This is a genomic window from Hymenobacter sedentarius, from assembly GCF_001507645.1.
In the GTDB taxonomy this organism is placed as follows: domain Bacteria; phylum Bacteroidota; class Bacteroidia; order Cytophagales; family Hymenobacteraceae; genus Hymenobacter; species Hymenobacter sedentarius.
Window position 1 is genome coordinate 4,550,494 of sequence record NZ_CP013909.1, and the last position, 16,461, is coordinate 4,566,954.

Below are 16,461 nucleotides of genomic sequence, written 5' to 3' on the forward strand. Positions count from 1 at the left end.
TTAATTTTATTTTAATGCCAGGAATTTGGCTCAACCCCTGAGGGCCGACAGTCTATTATTCTTAGGACCATAAAAAAGGCCTTCACCTAATTGTGAAGGCCTTTTTTTTAACGTTTCAATTTTCTTCGCTACGCTGAAATCAGTAAGCTCAAAAGCAGCTCCAGAAGCTTTGGCTCAGCCGGCCATTTAATTGGAGCCGGTAGTCCGCGGCAGGGCTGGGCGGGCACCGGGCTGCAGGTAGGTATCCATCCACTCCAGCCAGAAGCGGTTGCGCTCGCGCTGCCGCACGGGGTCGCTGGCGTTGTGCGCGGCCACGGGCCAGGCGATGAACTTGGTGGGCACCCCATTGTCCTGCAGGGCGTGGTAGAGCTTGTATGATTGGGTAATGGGCACCCGCGGGTCGCCGGTATTGGCCAGAATGAGCGTGGGGGTGCGGATGCGGCCCGCCAGGGTAATGGGCGACTGCTCGCGGTACGAGCGGGCATTGTCTTCGCTCAGCCAGGGCGAAGGGCCGATAGCGGCCGCGCGCTGAATGTTGGAGTCGCCCAGGTTGTACTGGTCCAGCCAGTCGGTTACGGATGCGCCGGCCACGGCTGCTTTCCAGGTGGTGGGGTAGTGCCCAAGCAGCCACACGGTCATGTACCCGCCGTATGACCAGCCGCTTACGCCGATGCGGGTCGTGTCTACCATGCCGCTGCGCTTGAGCTGGGCCAGGCCCGCCATCACGTCGCGGCCCGGGCCCGCGCCCGCGTCCTTGAAGATGGCGGCTTTGTAGGCGTTGCCCAGGTTGTCGCTGCCCCGGTAGTTGGGCTCAAACACGAAGTAGCCGCGGCCGGCAAACAGCTGAGACAGCGACGAGAAAGTAGCCGTGGAAGCCGCCGTGGGGCCCCCGTGGATAACGAGCACCAGCGGGTAGGTTTTGCCCGGGGTGTAGTTGGCCGGGTAGGTCAGCTCACCGTCGTTCTCCACGCCGTCGGACTTCCAGGTCAGGGTCTGGGCTTTGCCCAATTGCAGGGCTTTTACGTCGTGGTGGAAATCGGTGAGGCGCTTGGGCTTGGCCGAGGCGGAAGCCATGTAAAAGAGCTCAGCGGGCTGGCCGGGGTCGGTGCCGATGAAGGCAATGCGGCCGTTGTTGCTGACAGCCACATCCACCCAAAACGACCAGTTTGGGCTAACCGTGCCCAGGGAAAGCTTGCGGGCCGCGCCACCCTTCAGCGGCTGCAGCCACAGCGAGGTGCGGTTGCCGTCGAGCCCGCCCAGGAGCAGCGACTTGCCATCGGGCATCCAGATGGAGCGAAACACGTCGCGGTCGAGCGTGGGCGTCAGGTTCTTGCCCTGTCCCCCCGATGCCGGGGCCACCCACACTTCATTGATGTTCATGGTATTGCCCTCGCGGGGATACCAATACGCCACCTGGCTGCCATCGGGCGAAAACGACGGGTAGCCCTCCAGCGAGGCCCGGCCCGTGAGGGGCCGAATCGCGCCCGTGGCCACGGTGAGCAGCTGGATAGCCCGCATGTTGCCGTTGCCGGAGTGGGGCGAGGGCACTTTCACAAAGGCCAGCATTTTGCCATCGGGGCTCCAGGACAAAGGCGAGGAGGGCGCCCCGGGCGGAATGGTGACCGGCAGGCTCCAGGTACCGGAGGTGAGCCGCGTCGGAGCCCCGCCCGCGGCGGGCACCAGCCAGATGTGCGATGGCGTTGGGGCCGCCGTCAAAAACAGGTCGTTGTTGCCGATTTCAAAGGCGTCGTAGCCCTTGTCGGGCGGGCCGGCTGAGTGGTCGGCCGCATCGGCGGTTACGTAGGCCAGGGCCTGGCCATCGGGGCGCCAGGCGTAGTGCTGCACGCCTTTGCGGGCGCGCGTCACCTGTCGGAGCTCCCCGTTGGGCAGCGTCTGGATATAGAGCTGGGGCAGGGAGTCTTTGCCAAAGCCGGTTTTGGCTAGGAAGGCCAGCTCCCGGCCGCTAGGCGACCAGCGCGGCTGGCTCAGGCCGGCGCGCCGCTCCACGAGGGCGCGCTGCGTGCCGTTGGCCGCGGTCACCAGCACCAGGCTGGTATGGAAACGGTCCTCGGCGTAGTCGGGCGTCGACACGACCATGGCAATGGTCTGGCCATCGGGCGAAAACTGCGGGTCGGAAAGGCCGGTGAGCTTGGCCAGGTCGGCCAGCTCAAACGGGCGGGACTGGGCGCGCAGGCCAGCCAGCGGCAGCAAAAGCCAGAGGCAAGCGAGGCGCCAGCGGAATAGTAGGTTGTTCATCAAAGCCGGGATAATAATGTGATGGAAGTGGTATTTCCCCACAAGATACATGAATTGAGCCGATTGGCAATAAGTTAAAAACCAAATGTCCAGCTTATTACCCCGCCCCTACCCCCTTGCTCAGTGCGTTTTGGCGGCGGCCTGCGGGGTGTGGTCCACGGCGACTTTGCCGCCTTTCATCACCCATTTCACGTGGTTGATGACCACCGTTATGTTTTTGAGCGGGTCGCCTTCCACGGCCACCAGGTCGGCGAAATAGCCAGGCGCAATGGCGCCTAGCTCCTTTTCCATGCCCAGCATTTCGGCGCCGGTGGTGGTGGCGGTTCTCAGGGCTTGCGCAGGGGTCATGCCCGCTTTCACAAACCACTCCAGCTCCCGGGTGTTCTCGCCAAAGCCGGTAAACACGGCGTCGGACCCCATGGCAATTTTCACGTTGGCTTTCACGGCCCGCTTCAGGGTGGCGAAGTTTTTCTCAACGTACTGGTTTAGGCCGGCCACTACTTTGGCGTCGTAGCCATACTCGTCTTTGTGGGCGATGTAGTAGCGGTTGTGCTCCACCGTTGGGACGTAGATAATGCCTTTGCGGGCCATGGTGGCCAGGGTGGCATCGTCCATATCGATGGCGTGTTCCACGGTATTGGTGCCGGCCCGCACCGCGTCGCGGGCGCCATCGGGGCCGTAGGAATGAATGGCAATGCGCTTGCCGGCGTAATGGGCCACATCGGCCGCGGCCTTCATCTCCTCGTAGCTAAAGGTCTGGAAGCCGGTTACGTCCTTGTCGCTGCCGGTGGAGCCGTACATTTTTATCCAGTCGGCGCCGGCGGCCAGCTGCTGCCGGGCCGCGCGCTGCACGCCCTCTACCCCATCGCACTGGCCCGCATCCGGAATTGAGCCAACTTTATACGGCGTGCTGGTGATGTGCAAGCCGTTGGCGGCCACAAACATGCGCGGCCCCGGCATGGCGCCCCGGTTGATGAGGTCGCGCAGGGAAATGTCGATGTTGTCAAACGAGCCCAGGTCGCGGACGGTGGTGACGCCGGTTTCGAGGGTTTTGCGGGCATTCTCTTGGGCTAAAAACAGGGTGACGCCGGAGCCCAAGGTGCCCAGCTGGCCCCAGGGATTGGTGCCGGGCGTTTTGTCCCAATAAAATGACATATGGGTGTGGGCGTCGATTAACCCCGGAATGGCCGTGTAGGCCTTTAAGTCAATGGTTTCGGCATTGGCCGGGATGGTCACGTCCTTTTCAGGACCGACTTTAATGATACGGTCGGCGTCTACGAGGACGACGGCATTCGTAATGACTTTGCCCTGGCCGTCCACCACTTTCCCGAAGTGAAGGGCTTTGACTTGCGCAATTGAAACCGAGGGATGCCCCAAAGCAAAAAGCAGAAACGAAAGAAGGTATAAGTTGCGCATGGCGGTGAAGGAGTTAGACGAGGTGGCTTTGCAAACGGCAGTTGAAGTAAACCGCCAGCGGAGATGCAGCAATATTGCGCCAAATACGCCGCCAGCCATACCTGCTGGCTCTGGCACTTGGCCCAGGCATTTCAGCCCCATTATTCATTAACACCAGCCCATGAATCAGCTTACTGCAAAAGGCATCTGGGAGGTATTCAAGCAGACCGGCGCGGGGTTTTCGCACGATAAGGTGCCTAAGCTAAGCGCCGCCCTGGCTTACTACGCCATCTTTTCGCTGGGGCCCATGCTCATGGTCATCATCTTCACTTCGGAGCTGCTCTGGCAGCAGCAGGCCGTGGAAGGCAAGCTGTTTGGGCAGATTCAGGCGCTGGTGGGTGCCAAAGCGGCGCTTCAGGTGCAGGACATTATCAGGAGCGCGGCCTTTGATGGCAACAACAAGCTGAACGCGCTGATTGGCTTCGTGACGCTGACCATCGCCGCCACCGGCCTGTTTACCGAAATGCAGGACTCGATAAACACCATCTGGCAGCTCAAGATTAAGCCCAATGCGGGCTGGCGCCAGGTGTTGCAGTCGAGGGCCACGTCGTTTCTGCTGATTGTCAGCCTGGGCTTCCTGCTCATTGTCTCGCTGATTATTACCGGCCTAGTGGAAGGGCTGATGGGCAGGCTGAAAGAAATCTTCCCGGATACCACGGTAATCCTGGTGTATGTGGCCAACCTGCTCCTGACGCTGCTGATTACGTCGGCCCTGTTTGCCATCATTTACAAGGTGTTGCCCGATGCCATTATTCGCTGGAAGGACGTGGCGGTGGGCGCCGTGTTCACGGCCCTGCTCTTCATGCTGGGCAAATTCGGCATCACGCTCTACCTCAAAAACAGCAACGTGGGCACCGCGTATGGCACGGCGGGGTCGCTGGTGGTCTTGCTGCTGTGGATTTATTACTCCACCATCATTCTGTATTTCGGGGCCGAATTCACCAAGTGCTACGTTATTAAATACGGCACCGAAATCCAGCCCAACAAGCAAGCCGTGCTGGTGCAAACAGTGCAAGTAGAAAGCAAAGAAATGAGTGTGCGAGAGAACGAAGAAAACCGGGAAAACCTCGAGCGAGAATTGCAGCGCACCAAAGACGACCTGGACCGGAAAAGGATGGGTAGAAGCAGATAACGGGCCGGAAGCACCCTGACCGTTCGCTCGACGTGCATTACCAGTAGAGCTAAACTTTTACGACTTATCAACTCTCCTAAGGGAAAGCAAGGGCCACAGCCGGTGAATAGCCAGGCAGCCCAAGCGGTTTTATTTGATAGCCCAACCACATATCTTTGGGCTCCAAACCCGGTGATGGGGTACCACCTTGAACCGCCAGTGCCTTTGGGGCGCTGCGCTGATGACTCCTACGCCTACCACGGCCTCGTGCCCGCGGAGCGTGGTTTTTTGTCAGCTTATCCCTATTGCCTGTGGCTGTTCGCCCCTCCCCTTTTTCGCTGCTCCGGCCCGTGCTGGCCATGGAGCAAACGCCCCACCTGCTTTTCCTGCTGCGCTGGCTGCTGATTTGCGCCGTGGTGGGCGGGCTGGTGGGCTCGGCGTCGGCCTTCTTTCTCGTGGCACTCGACTGGGTGACGGCCTGGCGCGAGGCGCACCGCTGGGTTATCTGGCTGCTGCCAGCGGGCGGCTTCGTCGTTGGGGCCAGCTACCACTACCTGGGCCAGAGCGTGGTGAAAGGCAGCAACCTGCTTATCGATGAAATCCACAACCCGCGCCAGGTGATTCCCTTGCGCATGGCGCCGCTGGTGCTGTTTGGCACGCTGACTACGCATTTGTTTGGCGGCTCGGCGGGCCGCGAGGGCACGGCCGTGCAAATGGGCGGCACCTTGGCCGACCAGCTCACGCGCCTGCTGGGGCTACGGCCGCGCGACCGAAAGATTCTACTCATTGCCGGCATCAGCGCGGGGTTTGCGTCGGTGTTCGGCACGCCGCTGGCCGGGGCCGTATTCGGGCTCGAAGTCTTCCTGATTGGCTCCATTCGCTACGACGCCATCGTGCCGAGCTTTCTGGCCGCCGTGTGCGCCGACTTGGTTACCAAGGCCTGGGGCGTGGGCCACACGGCCTACCCGCAGCTGGCGGTGCCGCCCATCACGGCGGGCGGGCTGCTGCTCGCGGTGGGGTGCGGCGTGTTGTTTGGGCTCACGGCCCGCGGCTTTGCCGCGCTCACGCACCAGCTCACGCGCCTGTTTGGGCGCATTGGCTACCCGCCGCTGCGGCCCGTGGTGGGCGGCGGGCTGGTGGCGCTGGCCGTGGCGGCGCTGGGCACCACCAAGTACATTGGGCTGGGCATTCCTACCATCGTGGCGGCGTTTCAGGCCCCGCTGCCGCCCCAAGACTTCCTGCTCAAGCTGGGGCTCACGGCCCTCACCTTGGGCAGCGGCTTCAAGGGCGGCGAGGTTACGCCGCTGTTCTTTATTGGGGCGGCGCTGGGCTCGGCGCTGGCGGTGGTGCTGCCGCTGCCGGTGGCGCTGCTGGCGGCCATGGGCTTTGTGGCCGTGTTTGCGGGCGCGGCCAACACGCCGCTGGCCTGTACCTTGATGGGGCTTGAGCTGTTTGGCGCCCACGGCGGCGTGTACCTGGCCCTGGCCTGCGCGGCGGCCTACCTGTTTTCGGGGCACACCGGCATTTATTCGGCCCAGGTCATTGGGCACGCCAAGCACCTGCGCTTTGGCCGGGAGCAGGGCCGGCAGTTGGGCGAGATTTCGGCGCACCGCAAAAAAAACTAGCCATTTTCCCAACGGGCTCCGCAGCAAGGCCCTGCCGGTATGGGCCCGCTATGCCGGCAGCAGTACGGTGGCTATCCCGTTGGGCTACTGGCCATGAGGCCCGGCCCTGGCGGCGCAGCCCCAGGCATAGAATCAATTGATTCCCCGAATGTTGGTCAATGGCTGAGCTTTGATTTGACTCAACAATTGCGTTACTTCATGCTCATTATCGGCGCAGCAGGTGGTGCGGGTGGAGTATGAATGGCGCCTTCTGGGGCGGCGATGCACCTTCCCGGCCTTGGCCGGTGCAATATCTTCTGGATGATAACCGACCACCTCCCCCACCCATCTTCCTCCGTTTCGGCAGCGGGCGGCCCCGCGCCCGCGCTAGCCCACCGGGTGCTGGAGCTGATGCCGTGGGCCGTGCTGGTGCTGGACCGGCAGGGAGAGCTAAAGCTGGTAAACCCCCAGGCCACGCGCCTGCTGGGGCGCCCCGCCCACGAGCTGGTGGGCCGGCTGCTGGCCCCGCTCGTTCCGGCCAGCTTTCCGGCCGGGCTCCGGCAAGCCCTGCTCGAAGCCCCCGGCGCGGCCGGCTCCGTCACGGGCGAGTTTTTCCTGCCCGACTGCCAGGAGTGGATAGCCATGAGCACCCAGCCCGCCGAAGCCGAGGTGCTGGTGTACTGGCAGGACATCACGCAGCAGCGAGAGCAGCACCGCCAGTACCTGGCCCTGGCCGACAACATTCCCGACGTCATCACCCGCTGGGACGCCGACCTGCGCCTGCGCTACGCCAACCCGGCGCTGCAAGCCCGCACGGGACTTTCGGCGGCGGCCCTCATCGGCAAAACACTGGCTGAGATGGAGGTACCGGGCGCTAACTTGGAGCACTTCACCAAAAAGCTACAGTGCGTATTCGACACCGGCGAGCCCCAGACGCATTACAACCAATACACGACGCCCGCGGGCGAACAGCACTTTTACTCCCGCCTGGTGCCGGAGTTTGTCGACGGCCGGGTGCACCGCGTGCTGGTCATTGCCCGCGATATTACGGAGCTGAAACAGGCCGAAGACGAGCTGCGCGTGAGCAAGGACCTGCTCGAAGCCGTGTTCAACAGCTCGGTGCTGGCCTTGTATGCGCTGCGCAGCGTGCGCGATGCCGCTGGCCGCATCGTTGACTTTGACATTGTGCTGGCCAACGCCGCCGCCAATGAGATGGCGGGCTGCCAGGCCAGCAGCCTGCGCATGCTGGCGCTGTGGCCGCACGCCAAAGTCCAGGACATGTTTGACAAGCTGGTGGAAACCGCCGAAACGGGCCAGCGCCTCGACACGGAGCAATACTACGAAGGCGACGGCACCCCCGCCTGGTACCGGTGGACGGCCGTGCAGATGAGCGGCGGCGTGGTGGCCACCGTCAAAGACATTACCTCCCGCAAAAGCACCGAGCTGCAGCTGAGCCACGCCAACGAGCGGCTGAACGCCATTTTTGAGGCCGTGCCGGTGCAGCTGGGGTACTACCGCGCCGTGCGCAACAAGCGGGGCCAGCTGGTGGACCTGCGTTCCGACACCCTCAACCAGACCATGGTGGAGCGCCTGGGCATGCCCAGCGGCGGCAGTGGCCAGCTGATGTCGGAGCAGCTGCCGGGCCTGCAAAAGCTCCCCATCTGGCAGCGCATAACGGAAGTATTAGAAACGGGCCGGCCGCAGCGGCTGGAGCTCTACCATGACTTTGGCTTTGCCAAAATGTGGTTCGACGCTTCGTATACGCGGCTCGACGACGGCATCATTTCTGCCTCGCTCGACATCACCGACCGCAAGGCCTCGGAGCAGGCGCTGCGCGATAGCAAGGACTTGCTCCACGCCATTTTTAACGCCACCCTCGACAGCCTCGAAGTGCTGACAAGCGTGCGCGACGCGGCCGGGGCCCTGGTCGATTTCGAATGGGTGCTCACCAACGAAGCCGCCCACCGCCTGCTGCAGCGCACCAACCTGGTGGGCCAGCGCCTGCTGGTGCAGCAGGCCGACTTGCAGCTCAGCGGCGTGTTTGCCCGCTTCCGGCACGTGGTGGAGCAGCAGCAGCCTTCTGATTTTGAGCACCATTACGTTACCGATGGGGCCGAGGTGTGGTTTCACGTGTCGGCCGCCCCGCTCGGCGACGGGCTGGTGGTGACCTGGCACGACATCACGGCCCGCAAGCGGGCCACGGCCGAGCTGCTGCGCCTGCAGCTGGCCCAGCAGCAGCAGCTGGCCAACGCCGTGCTCGACGCCCAGGAAGTTGAGCGCCGCCGCATTGCCGAAAGCCTGCACAACGGCCTGGGCCAGCTGCTCTACGCCGCCCAGCTGCACCTCGACCAGCTCTCGGCCACCGCCGGTGCCAGCGCTTTTGCCGAAGGCAAGCGCAAGGCCGTGAAAATGCTGACCACGGCCATTGCCCAGACCCGTACGCTCTCGCACCAGCTCCTGCCCACCATTCTGCAGGACTTTGGCTTGGCCGTGGCCATCCGGGCCATTTGCCAGGATTTCAACAGCGCGCCGCTGCGCCTGCACTGCACGGCGGGGGCCTTGCCGCCGCTCAGCCCGTCGCTGGCGCTGGCCGTGTACCGCATGGCGCAGGAGCTGGTCAACAACATCGCCAAGCACGCCGACGCCACCGAAGCCCACCTGCAGCTCACCGCGCACGACGGCTGGCTGGAGCTGCAAGTCAGCGACAACGGCCGCGGCTTCGACCCCGCCCAGCCCCGCAAGGCCGGCATGGGCCTCAACGCCCTGCACGACCGGGTGAAGCTGCTCGACGGCCAGCTGTACCTGGCATCGTCGCCGGAGCGGGGCACCCTAATTCGTATTCGCGTGCCCAGTGCCCCGCTGCCGCCAGCGCCCCTGTCGGCTTAGCAGGAAATTGAGCTAAAAAAACGGCGCAACCGCCAACCACCGGGGGAAGAGTAGGCGTAAAAAACCACTCACCATTCTACCCCGGCCCATGCCCCTGCACCGCGAGCTCCACAAGAAACTGAGCAAGACGTTTGAGCCCTCCACCAGCATCGACGACGTGTTTAAGGGCTACGACATCACCTTCGTCACCAACGAGCACGGCGAGCCCGTGACCTTGTTTTTCGGCAAGCGCCGGCCCGATGGCCTCATTGCCGGCCAGCGCTACACCCGCACCATCAAGCGCCAGCCCAACAGCATGGAGGTGAAATCCAGCCACTGGGATTTGCACGGCAAAATCATGCGGTGAGTGGGGGGTGGGCTGAATTGCTGCCGGTCATGCAGAGCGTAGCGAAGCATCTTTACCGCATAAGTAACCAAATCGGCTGTCATGCAGAGCGCAGCGAAGCATCTTATCACGTTTGAACAAGTCGTTCTGCGGTGATAAGATGCTTCGCTGCGCTCTGCATGACAGCCGGTTACAGATGACTGTGAGCGAGCTGCCTTACCGCTCCTCCCCAATCCCAATCTGAATGGTCTCCTTCTGCAGGCTGCGCAGCAGGGTGCGCACGTCGGCGGGGCTGGCGATGGAGTAGCGGGCCAGCGAGCGGGGGGCGCCGCCCACCTTCACGGTGTAGGCTTCGGGCGGCAGGGCGCCGAAGGTGTCCTCGTCGGTGCGGTCGTCGCCGATGGCCAGGGTAAATTCGGGCGGGTCGGAGCTGAGCCAGCGGGAGGCCGCGGTGCCCTTGTTGATGCCGGCGGTCTTGATTTCGATGACCTTGTTGCCTTCCAGCACCTGCAGGTCGGTGTTGGAGGTGATGAAGGTGAGGTGGCTCATGAGCTCGCGGGCGCGCACGGCCCCCAGCTCGGCGTCTACGCGGCGGTAGTGCCACACCAGGGAGTAGTCTTTCTCCTCGATAAACGAGCCGGCGGTGCGGCGCACGTACTGCTCCAGCACGGGCCGCAGCTCCGGCTTCCAGTCGGCCCGCAGCTCCTGGAAGAGGCTCCAGTCTTCGCCCACCCGGCGCAGCCACACGCCGTGCTCGGCAATGAAGCCGACCGGCAGGTGGCCCAACCACTTTTCCAGGGTGGTGCGGTCGCGCCCGCTGATGATGACCACGCGGTTGTGCGGGTCGTGCGCAAGCGTGCCCAGCAACTGCAGCAGCTCCGCGTCGGGGTTGGCCCGCTGCGGGTTGGGGTGGAAGCCCACCAGCGTGCCGTCGTAGTCGAGCAGCAGCAGGCGGTGGCTGGCGGCCTGGTAGTCGCGCAGCAGTTGGGCAGTAGCCTCGGCATCGAGGACGTCGGTGGACATGGTTTGCTGTTTTATCTTGCTATACGCCAGGCGCTCCATAAACAGATTGGTCCAGGCAAACACATCGTACTGCCGCACCAGGGCCTGCATGCTGGCCATGTGCGCGATTTGCTCGTCTTCGGGCATGTGCAGGGCCTCGTGCATGGCCTCCACCAGCTGGTTGAGGTCGGTGGGGTTGATGAGCAGCGCATCGGAGAGCTCCCGCGCAGCCCCAGCCCGCTCGCTGAGGATGAGCACGCCGCGCTGGTTGGTTTTGCAGGCCACAAACTCCTTGGCCACCAGGTTCATGCCGTCGCGCATGGGCGTCACCAGCGCCACGTCGGCCAGGCGGTACAGCCCCGCCAGTTCCTCAAACGGGAAGGAGCGGTAGAAGTAGTGAATGGGGTTCCAGGTGATGGTGCTGTGCTGGGCGTTGATGCGGCCCACCAGCTCGTCGATTTCGACCTTGAGCTCCTGGTACTGCGCCACCTGGTCGCGCGAGGGCACCACCACCATCAGCAGGCTCACCTGGCCGCTCCATTCGGGGTGGCGCACCAGCAGCTGCTCGAAGGCCCGCAGCCGCTGGGCAATGCCCTTGGTGTAGTCGAGCCGGTCGATGGACAGCACCACCCGCACCCCGCGCATGGCGGCGCGGTAGGTGCGCTGGTGGGCTTCGGCTTCTGCCGACACCGCGGCTTCGGCATAGCGCTGGTAGTCGATGCCCATGGGAAAGGCATCGACCAGCACGCTGCGGGTGGGGGTTTCCACTATCCCGTTCTGGTTGCTGTAGCCCACCATGTGCGACACCGCGCTCAGGAAGTGCCGCATATAGCCAAAGGTGTGGAAGCCAATCAGGTCGGCCCCGAGCATGCCATTGAGCAGCGCGGCGCCCCAGGGCAGCACCCGAATCAGCTCGTAGGACGGAAACGGAATGTGCAGGAAGAAGCCAATGGTGGCCTCGGGCCGGGCCCGGCGCAGCATTTCGGGCAGCAGGAGCAGCTGGTAGTCGTGCACCCAAATGGTGTCGTCGGGCCCGGCCAGGGCCAGCACGGCCTGGCAGAATTTCTCGTTTGCGGCCACGTAGGCCTGCCAGTGGGCGTCTTCGTAGGTGGCAAACTGCGTGAAGTAGTGGAAGGTAGGCCAAAGCGTGGAGTTGCTGAAACCCTCGTAATAATCCCGGATTTCGGCTTCGGTGAGAAACACCGGGGCCATGCTGTCGGCCTGCAGCCGCTCGGCCACCTGCGCCTGCTCGTTGGGGTCTTCCACGAAGAGGCCGGGCCAACCCACCCACACGTTGCCATCGGCCTTGTAAATGGAGCCCAGCCCCGTGGCCAACCCCCCTTCGCTGGGCTGGAAAGTCAGGCCCTCGGCCGAGCGCTGCACTTTGGTGGGAAGGCGATTGGAAACAATTATCGTTCTGGACATCAAGTAAAATATAAGCCTAAGGCCATGCTAAAGCCGGTTTTGGGACGCGGGCATCCCCTGCTCCCTATACGGCAACAGCCCATTCAAGTCCCTTTATTTGCCCAATAGTTAACGGCAAGCGCAGCCGTGGGCCCGCCTAGTACCCCTGATAATCAGCAGGTGGCCTATCCAGCACAGACGTTCCCACGGCTGGGTACGAGCGGGAGCGCCTGTGTTGGTAGTTTGGGGCGGCAATAGCAGTGTGCAATCTCACTGACCGGTATTCCCCAGCTCATCGCTACGCCGAAGATGCCGTAACAAATAGCTCACTTAAATTTACGGCGCAAAAACAGGCCTGGGCGTGCCCGAAATACGGAATCGGGCTTTCGGCTAACCCGTAATTGCTCTACGTATCCAGCCCCCGCTTGCTCATAACTCGGCAGCGCAGGCTGGCCACTGAAGCGCCTACCGCGGCGCGGCCCGGTAGAGGCGGCCCTTCTCGTTGCTCACCACAAAGGTGGAATCGTCGAGGAACACCAGGCCCTCGGCCTGGCCGCTGGTGGGCAGGGCGCGGAAGTGCTTGGGCCCATCGAAGAGGTGCGGGCCGGGCGGGCCCCCAAACAGAAAGACGCCGCCGTAGCCCAGCAGCGCCACCGTGCGCCCGTCGGGACTGATGTCGGCGGCCGTGATGGGGCGGTTGAGCTGAATACTGTCGCGCAGCGTGGCCACGTAGCGCCCGGGCCGGGCCGGCACCACGTAATGCTTCGTCCACTGCCGCCGGCTGCGGTCTTTGCTGAACAGGTGCAGCGTGTCGCGGTACCAGAAGAAGGCTTCGCAGTCGAAGTTACGCCGGCCGCGGGGCGGCGGAAACGCGCGCTGGTCGGGGTAGCGAAAGGCAATGGTATCAACCACGGGGCGGGCCTGGTGCGGGTCGACGCGGTAGATGGCCAGGTCCCGGCGCTGGTTGTCGTTGTTGCCAAAGTCGCCGATGTAGAGGCGGCTGGCCGGGTCCTGGGCCAGGTCTTCCCAGTCGCGGTTAGGCAGCGGGGCCAGGTCGAGCGCGCGCAGGATGGTGTCGGGCAGCGCCACCAGGGTGAGCACGGGCGGGGTGCCGCCATCGCCCTGGGTCCACAGACCGCGCAGCGAATCGGCCCGGGCCAGGCCCGAGCTTTCGCGCAGCGAGTGGGGCAGCCGCCCGGCCCGGCGCACGCGGTACGCCGCGTGCCGGAAGGGCCCGCGCCCGTGGTTGGCCGGCGCCCCAATCAGCACCGCGTGCAGGAACACCACCACGGGAAATAGGATGTCGCGCAGTAGGTACAGCATAGAGCGGTTTGGCGTGAGGGTACGGCTGTGCAGTAGCGCGGACTTTTAGTCCGCAGGTGAGTAGAGCCAACTGCCTCGCGGACTAAAAGTCCGCGCTACTGCCCAACGATTCCGAAACTGCTCTACGCATTCCGGACAAAGCCGGGGCCGAAGGGCGGCCCCTCCTACCTTCTACAATGACTTCGTGAACCCGACCTTAATCTTGAGCTGAAAATCGGCAATGACTTTGAATATTTCCTTTAGCGTCACCTGCTCCACTTTGGTGAGGGTTTTGGGGTCGAGGTAGTTGTCGGGTGCTACTTTGTCCTTCATAATCTGCACGGCCTGCTTCTTGAGCCGCACGCCCATGAGGTAGTAGTAGGACTGCAGCAGCTCCTGCACCTCGGGCTCGGTGAATACGCCCTGCGCGCGCAGGGCCTCCAGCCGCTCGCCGGTGTTGGTGGCGAAGATGCGGTGCTTCAGGGCGTACATGCGCACCAAATCCACGATGGGCGACATGGTTTTCTTAAGGTTGAAAACCTGCTGCGAGCCCACAGCAAACGTGCGGATGTTGCGGAAGAAGGTGAGCGGCGGCTCGTACTGCAAGGCATTCACGGCCATGTAGTGGAAGAACCGGTCGATGGGCTTCTGCAGCTCCACGTCCAGAAACTCGTGCAGCTCCTGCATAATGGTGGCGTCGCCGTAGAGGTAGCGGCAGTCGAAGGACGCCGCGAACTGCATGCCCGTTTCGGGGTTCGAGTCGGACATCCACGCCAGGTAGTTGCGCTTCCAGTGCGAGAGCGAATGGGTCCACTTGGGGTTTTTGGCCATAAACCCGCCCTCGCAGAAGCTGAAGCCAATGTCGTTGAGCCGGTCCGACACGATTTCGGCAAACTTGAGAAAGTACGCCCGCACGGTTTCGCGCTGCTCGTTGGCCTTGTCTTCGTAGATAATGGCGTTGTCCTGGTCGGTGAGCAGGGTTTGCTCTTTGCGGCCCTCGCTGCCCAGCACCATGTACACGAACTTGGCCGGCGGCGGGCCTAGCTCGGCGATGGTGTCCTCAATCACCTTCAGGGCAATGGTATCGGATACGGTGGTGATGACCTGGTTCACAATTTCGGGCTTCACGCCGCGGTTAAGCAGCTGAAACACCATCTCGGGCACCTGCTCCCAGCGGCGCTTAAGCTCGGGCACCGCCTGGGCCTGCTTCACCGACTGAATGAAGATGAACGGCGACTGGGCCTGGTCGTCGGTCAGGAGCTTGTTGCGGCTCAAAGAGCCCACGTACTCGCCGTCCCGTTCCACCAGCAGGTAGCGGGTTTTGGTCCGGAACATGAGCAGAATGGCCTCGTGCACAAAGGCCTTGGTGCTGATGCTCACCACCGGCGCATCCATGATGGCGCCCACCGGCTGCCGGGCATCGGCCAGGCCCGCCACTACCTTGTCGCGCAGGGTAATGTCAGTGACGTAGCCGCTGATGTCGCCCCCGTCGTCATTGTGGATGAAGTAGCAGCTGGTGCGAGCCGCGGCCATGCGCCGGGCCACTTCGTGAATGGGCGTGCTGGCCGGGCAGGCCGCCACGGGGCGCAGCTCCAGCGTTTCGATGCGGCGCGAAAAGAGCTGGTCGGAGGCCAGGTAGTTTTCGCCGGCGCTGCTGGCGGGGCGCACAAAGTTGGCGTACTCCTCGTTGAGCATGCGCTGGCCGTAGCGCGCCGTGAAGAAGTGGAAGAACTCCTCGTAGGCCTGGCACAAGGACCGGAACTCGCGGCGGTGCAGGAAATATACGCGGGTGTCTTTCTTGGCCAGCACCGTGCGCAGCGACCGTTTTTTGTTGAGCAGCACCGAGATGCCGCCGTAGCAGTTGCCCGGGCGGCTGTACTCTATCACGCGCCGGTTTTGCTGGCTGTCGTAGAAAAACGTCTCGTACTCGCCTTCCACGATGATGTCGAGCCCGCGCATCTTCGACACGTCCTGGTAGTAGATGATGGCCTCGCGCGGGTGGCGCACTTCTTCCAGGGCCTCGGCCACCTCGGCCAGCACCTCCTCGGGCAGCAAGTCGAAGGGTTTTACAGTTCTAAGAAAGTCGAGTCGTGCGCTCATGCCGGAAAGGGTATTTGGCGGGTAAAATTAGAACGTCATGCGGAGCGGAGCAGCTTTACCGTCTGTCATGCAGAGCGCAGCGAAGCATCTTATCTCCGCTGAACGAAGTCGTTGAGACGTGATAAGATGTTTCGCTGCGCTCTGCATGACAGACGATTGAGTTTACTTGCGCGGTAGAGATGCTTCGGCAAGCTCAGCATGACGTTTAGTGGTACTCATAAACTCGATTTTATCGCGCAATCAGTAAAAAAGCCAGCACTACCAACGCCAGCCCGCTTATCAGCAGCCACGCGGCTACGCCCACTTTGAACCGGCGCTTGGGTTTGCCGGCATTTAGAGGATTGGCCAGGCCCATGGGGCCTTGCTGGGCAATGGTTTCGGAGGTGACGGCGCCTTGCCGCTCCAGCTCAAAGAAGCAGCGGGCCGTGGCATAGGCATCGGCCAGGGCGTCGTGCTGCTGGGGCATGGGCTCCTGAAACAGGCGCTGATATAGCTCACCGAGGCGCAGAAAGCGGCGGTTGGTGTAGCGCACTAGCTCGCCGGTGGCGCGCATGGTACAGAAGGTAGGCAGGTGTTCGAGCGGATTTTGCAGGCCCGCGCGGTAAAATCCCACGCTCACCATGTGGTAATCGAGCTGCATGAAGTGGGCTACCACCAGCGGGTGGTAGCGCAGCAGGTCGCGGTGCAGGCGGTGCATCACGGTGTGCCGGGGCTTGCCGTTTGCGCGCAGAAAGTCCAGCGTCAGGCCGTGGATGCTACCCGACGCCGGGCTCATGTCGTAGTCGTTGGGCTGAATGTAGTGGTTTTCGGCCTTCACTTCCTGGCCGTCGCGGGTGTACACCACCCAGGCCAGCTGCACGATGTGCGGCCAGTTGTCGCGGCTGGAATACGGCTTGCTCCAGTCGCGCGGAATGCCCGAGGTTTCGGTATCGACGAACAGGAGGTATTCTCTCACAAGGCTGACGCTTCGCTTAATGAAGAATTAAGAATGAGGAGTGAGGAGTGAGGAGTGACGA

General features: G+C 62.9%; 10 protein-coding genes and 1 riboswitch. Of the genes, 4 read left to right on the forward strand and 6 right to left on the reverse strand.

All coding sequences use genetic code 11. The features are described from left to right. Positions 1 to 186 precede the first annotated feature (186 nt). Complete coding sequence (locus tag AUC43_RS18585) at positions 187 to 2,256, reverse strand: S9 family peptidase (protein WP_068197249.1); 2,070 nt, start codon at positions 2,254 to 2,256, stop codon at positions 187 to 189. A 120-nt stretch (positions 2,257 to 2,376) separates the two neighbouring features. Continuing rightward, positions 2,377 to 3,672 carry a metal-dependent hydrolase family protein gene (locus AUC43_RS18590; protein ID WP_068197251.1) on the reverse strand — a complete coding sequence of 432 codons (1,296 nt, stop codon included), beginning with the start codon at positions 3,670 to 3,672 and terminating at the stop codon, positions 2,377 to 2,379. Positions 3,673 to 3,832: 160 nt separating this feature from the next. Between AUC43_RS18590 and AUC43_RS18595 the strand changes: the two genes are divergently transcribed. The 4 genes from AUC43_RS18595 to AUC43_RS18610 all read left to right on the forward strand — a co-directional run bounded on the left by AUC43_RS18595 (position 3,833) and on the right by AUC43_RS18610 (position 9,658). Continuing rightward, entirely contained in the window at positions 3,833 to 4,843 is a 1,011-nt protein-coding gene (locus tag AUC43_RS18595) for a YihY/virulence factor BrkB family protein (RefSeq protein WP_068197254.1), read from the forward strand. A gap of 161 nt (positions 4,844 to 5,004) precedes the next feature. Beyond that, a riboswitch (Fluoride riboswitch) is annotated at positions 5,005 to 5,080 on the forward strand. Positions 5,081 to 5,133: 53 nt separating this feature from the next. Beyond that, positions 5,134 to 6,447 (forward strand): voltage-gated chloride channel family protein, encoded by a 1,314-nt coding sequence (locus tag AUC43_RS18600; RefSeq protein ID WP_335340904.1) that lies wholly within the window; start codon positions 5,134 to 5,136, stop codon positions 6,445 to 6,447. Positions 6,448 to 6,747: 300 nt separating this feature from the next. After that, positions 6,748 to 9,312 (forward strand): PAS domain-containing sensor histidine kinase, encoded by a 2,565-nt coding sequence (locus AUC43_RS20625; protein WP_068197258.1) that lies wholly within the window; start codon positions 6,748 to 6,750, stop codon positions 9,310 to 9,312. An 88-nt stretch (positions 9,313 to 9,400) separates the two neighbouring features. Further along, on the forward strand, positions 9,401 to 9,658 hold the full coding sequence (locus AUC43_RS18610) for a hypothetical protein (protein ID WP_068197263.1): 258 nt from the start codon (positions 9,401 to 9,403) through the stop codon (positions 9,656 to 9,658). Positions 9,659 to 9,853: 195 nt separating this feature from the next. Here AUC43_RS18610 and AUC43_RS18615 read toward each other — a convergent pair whose 3' ends face one another. The 4 genes from AUC43_RS18615 to AUC43_RS18630 all read right to left on the reverse strand — a co-directional run bounded on the left by AUC43_RS18615 (position 9,854) and on the right by AUC43_RS18630 (position 16,400). Then, a complete protein-coding gene (locus AUC43_RS18615) occupies positions 9,854 to 12,064 on the reverse strand; it encodes a bifunctional alpha,alpha-trehalose-phosphate synthase (UDP-forming)/trehalose-phosphatase (RefSeq protein WP_068197267.1) in 2,211 nt (736 codons plus the stop codon). A 444-nt stretch (positions 12,065 to 12,508) separates the two neighbouring features. Beyond that, entirely contained in the window at positions 12,509 to 13,366 is an 858-nt protein-coding gene (locus tag AUC43_RS18620) for a hypothetical protein (RefSeq protein WP_068197270.1), read from the reverse strand. A gap of 171 nt (positions 13,367 to 13,537) precedes the next feature. Next, on the reverse strand, positions 13,538 to 15,445 hold the full coding sequence (locus tag AUC43_RS18625) for a DUF294 nucleotidyltransferase-like domain-containing protein (RefSeq protein ID WP_068197274.1): 1,908 nt from the start codon (positions 15,443 to 15,445) through the stop codon (positions 13,538 to 13,540). Positions 15,446 to 15,674: 229 nt separating this feature from the next. Continuing rightward, on the reverse strand, positions 15,675 to 16,400 hold the full coding sequence (locus tag AUC43_RS18630) for a 3'-5' exonuclease (protein WP_068197277.1): 726 nt from the start codon (positions 16,398 to 16,400) through the stop codon (positions 15,675 to 15,677). Positions 16,401 to 16,461: the final 61 nt, after the last annotated feature.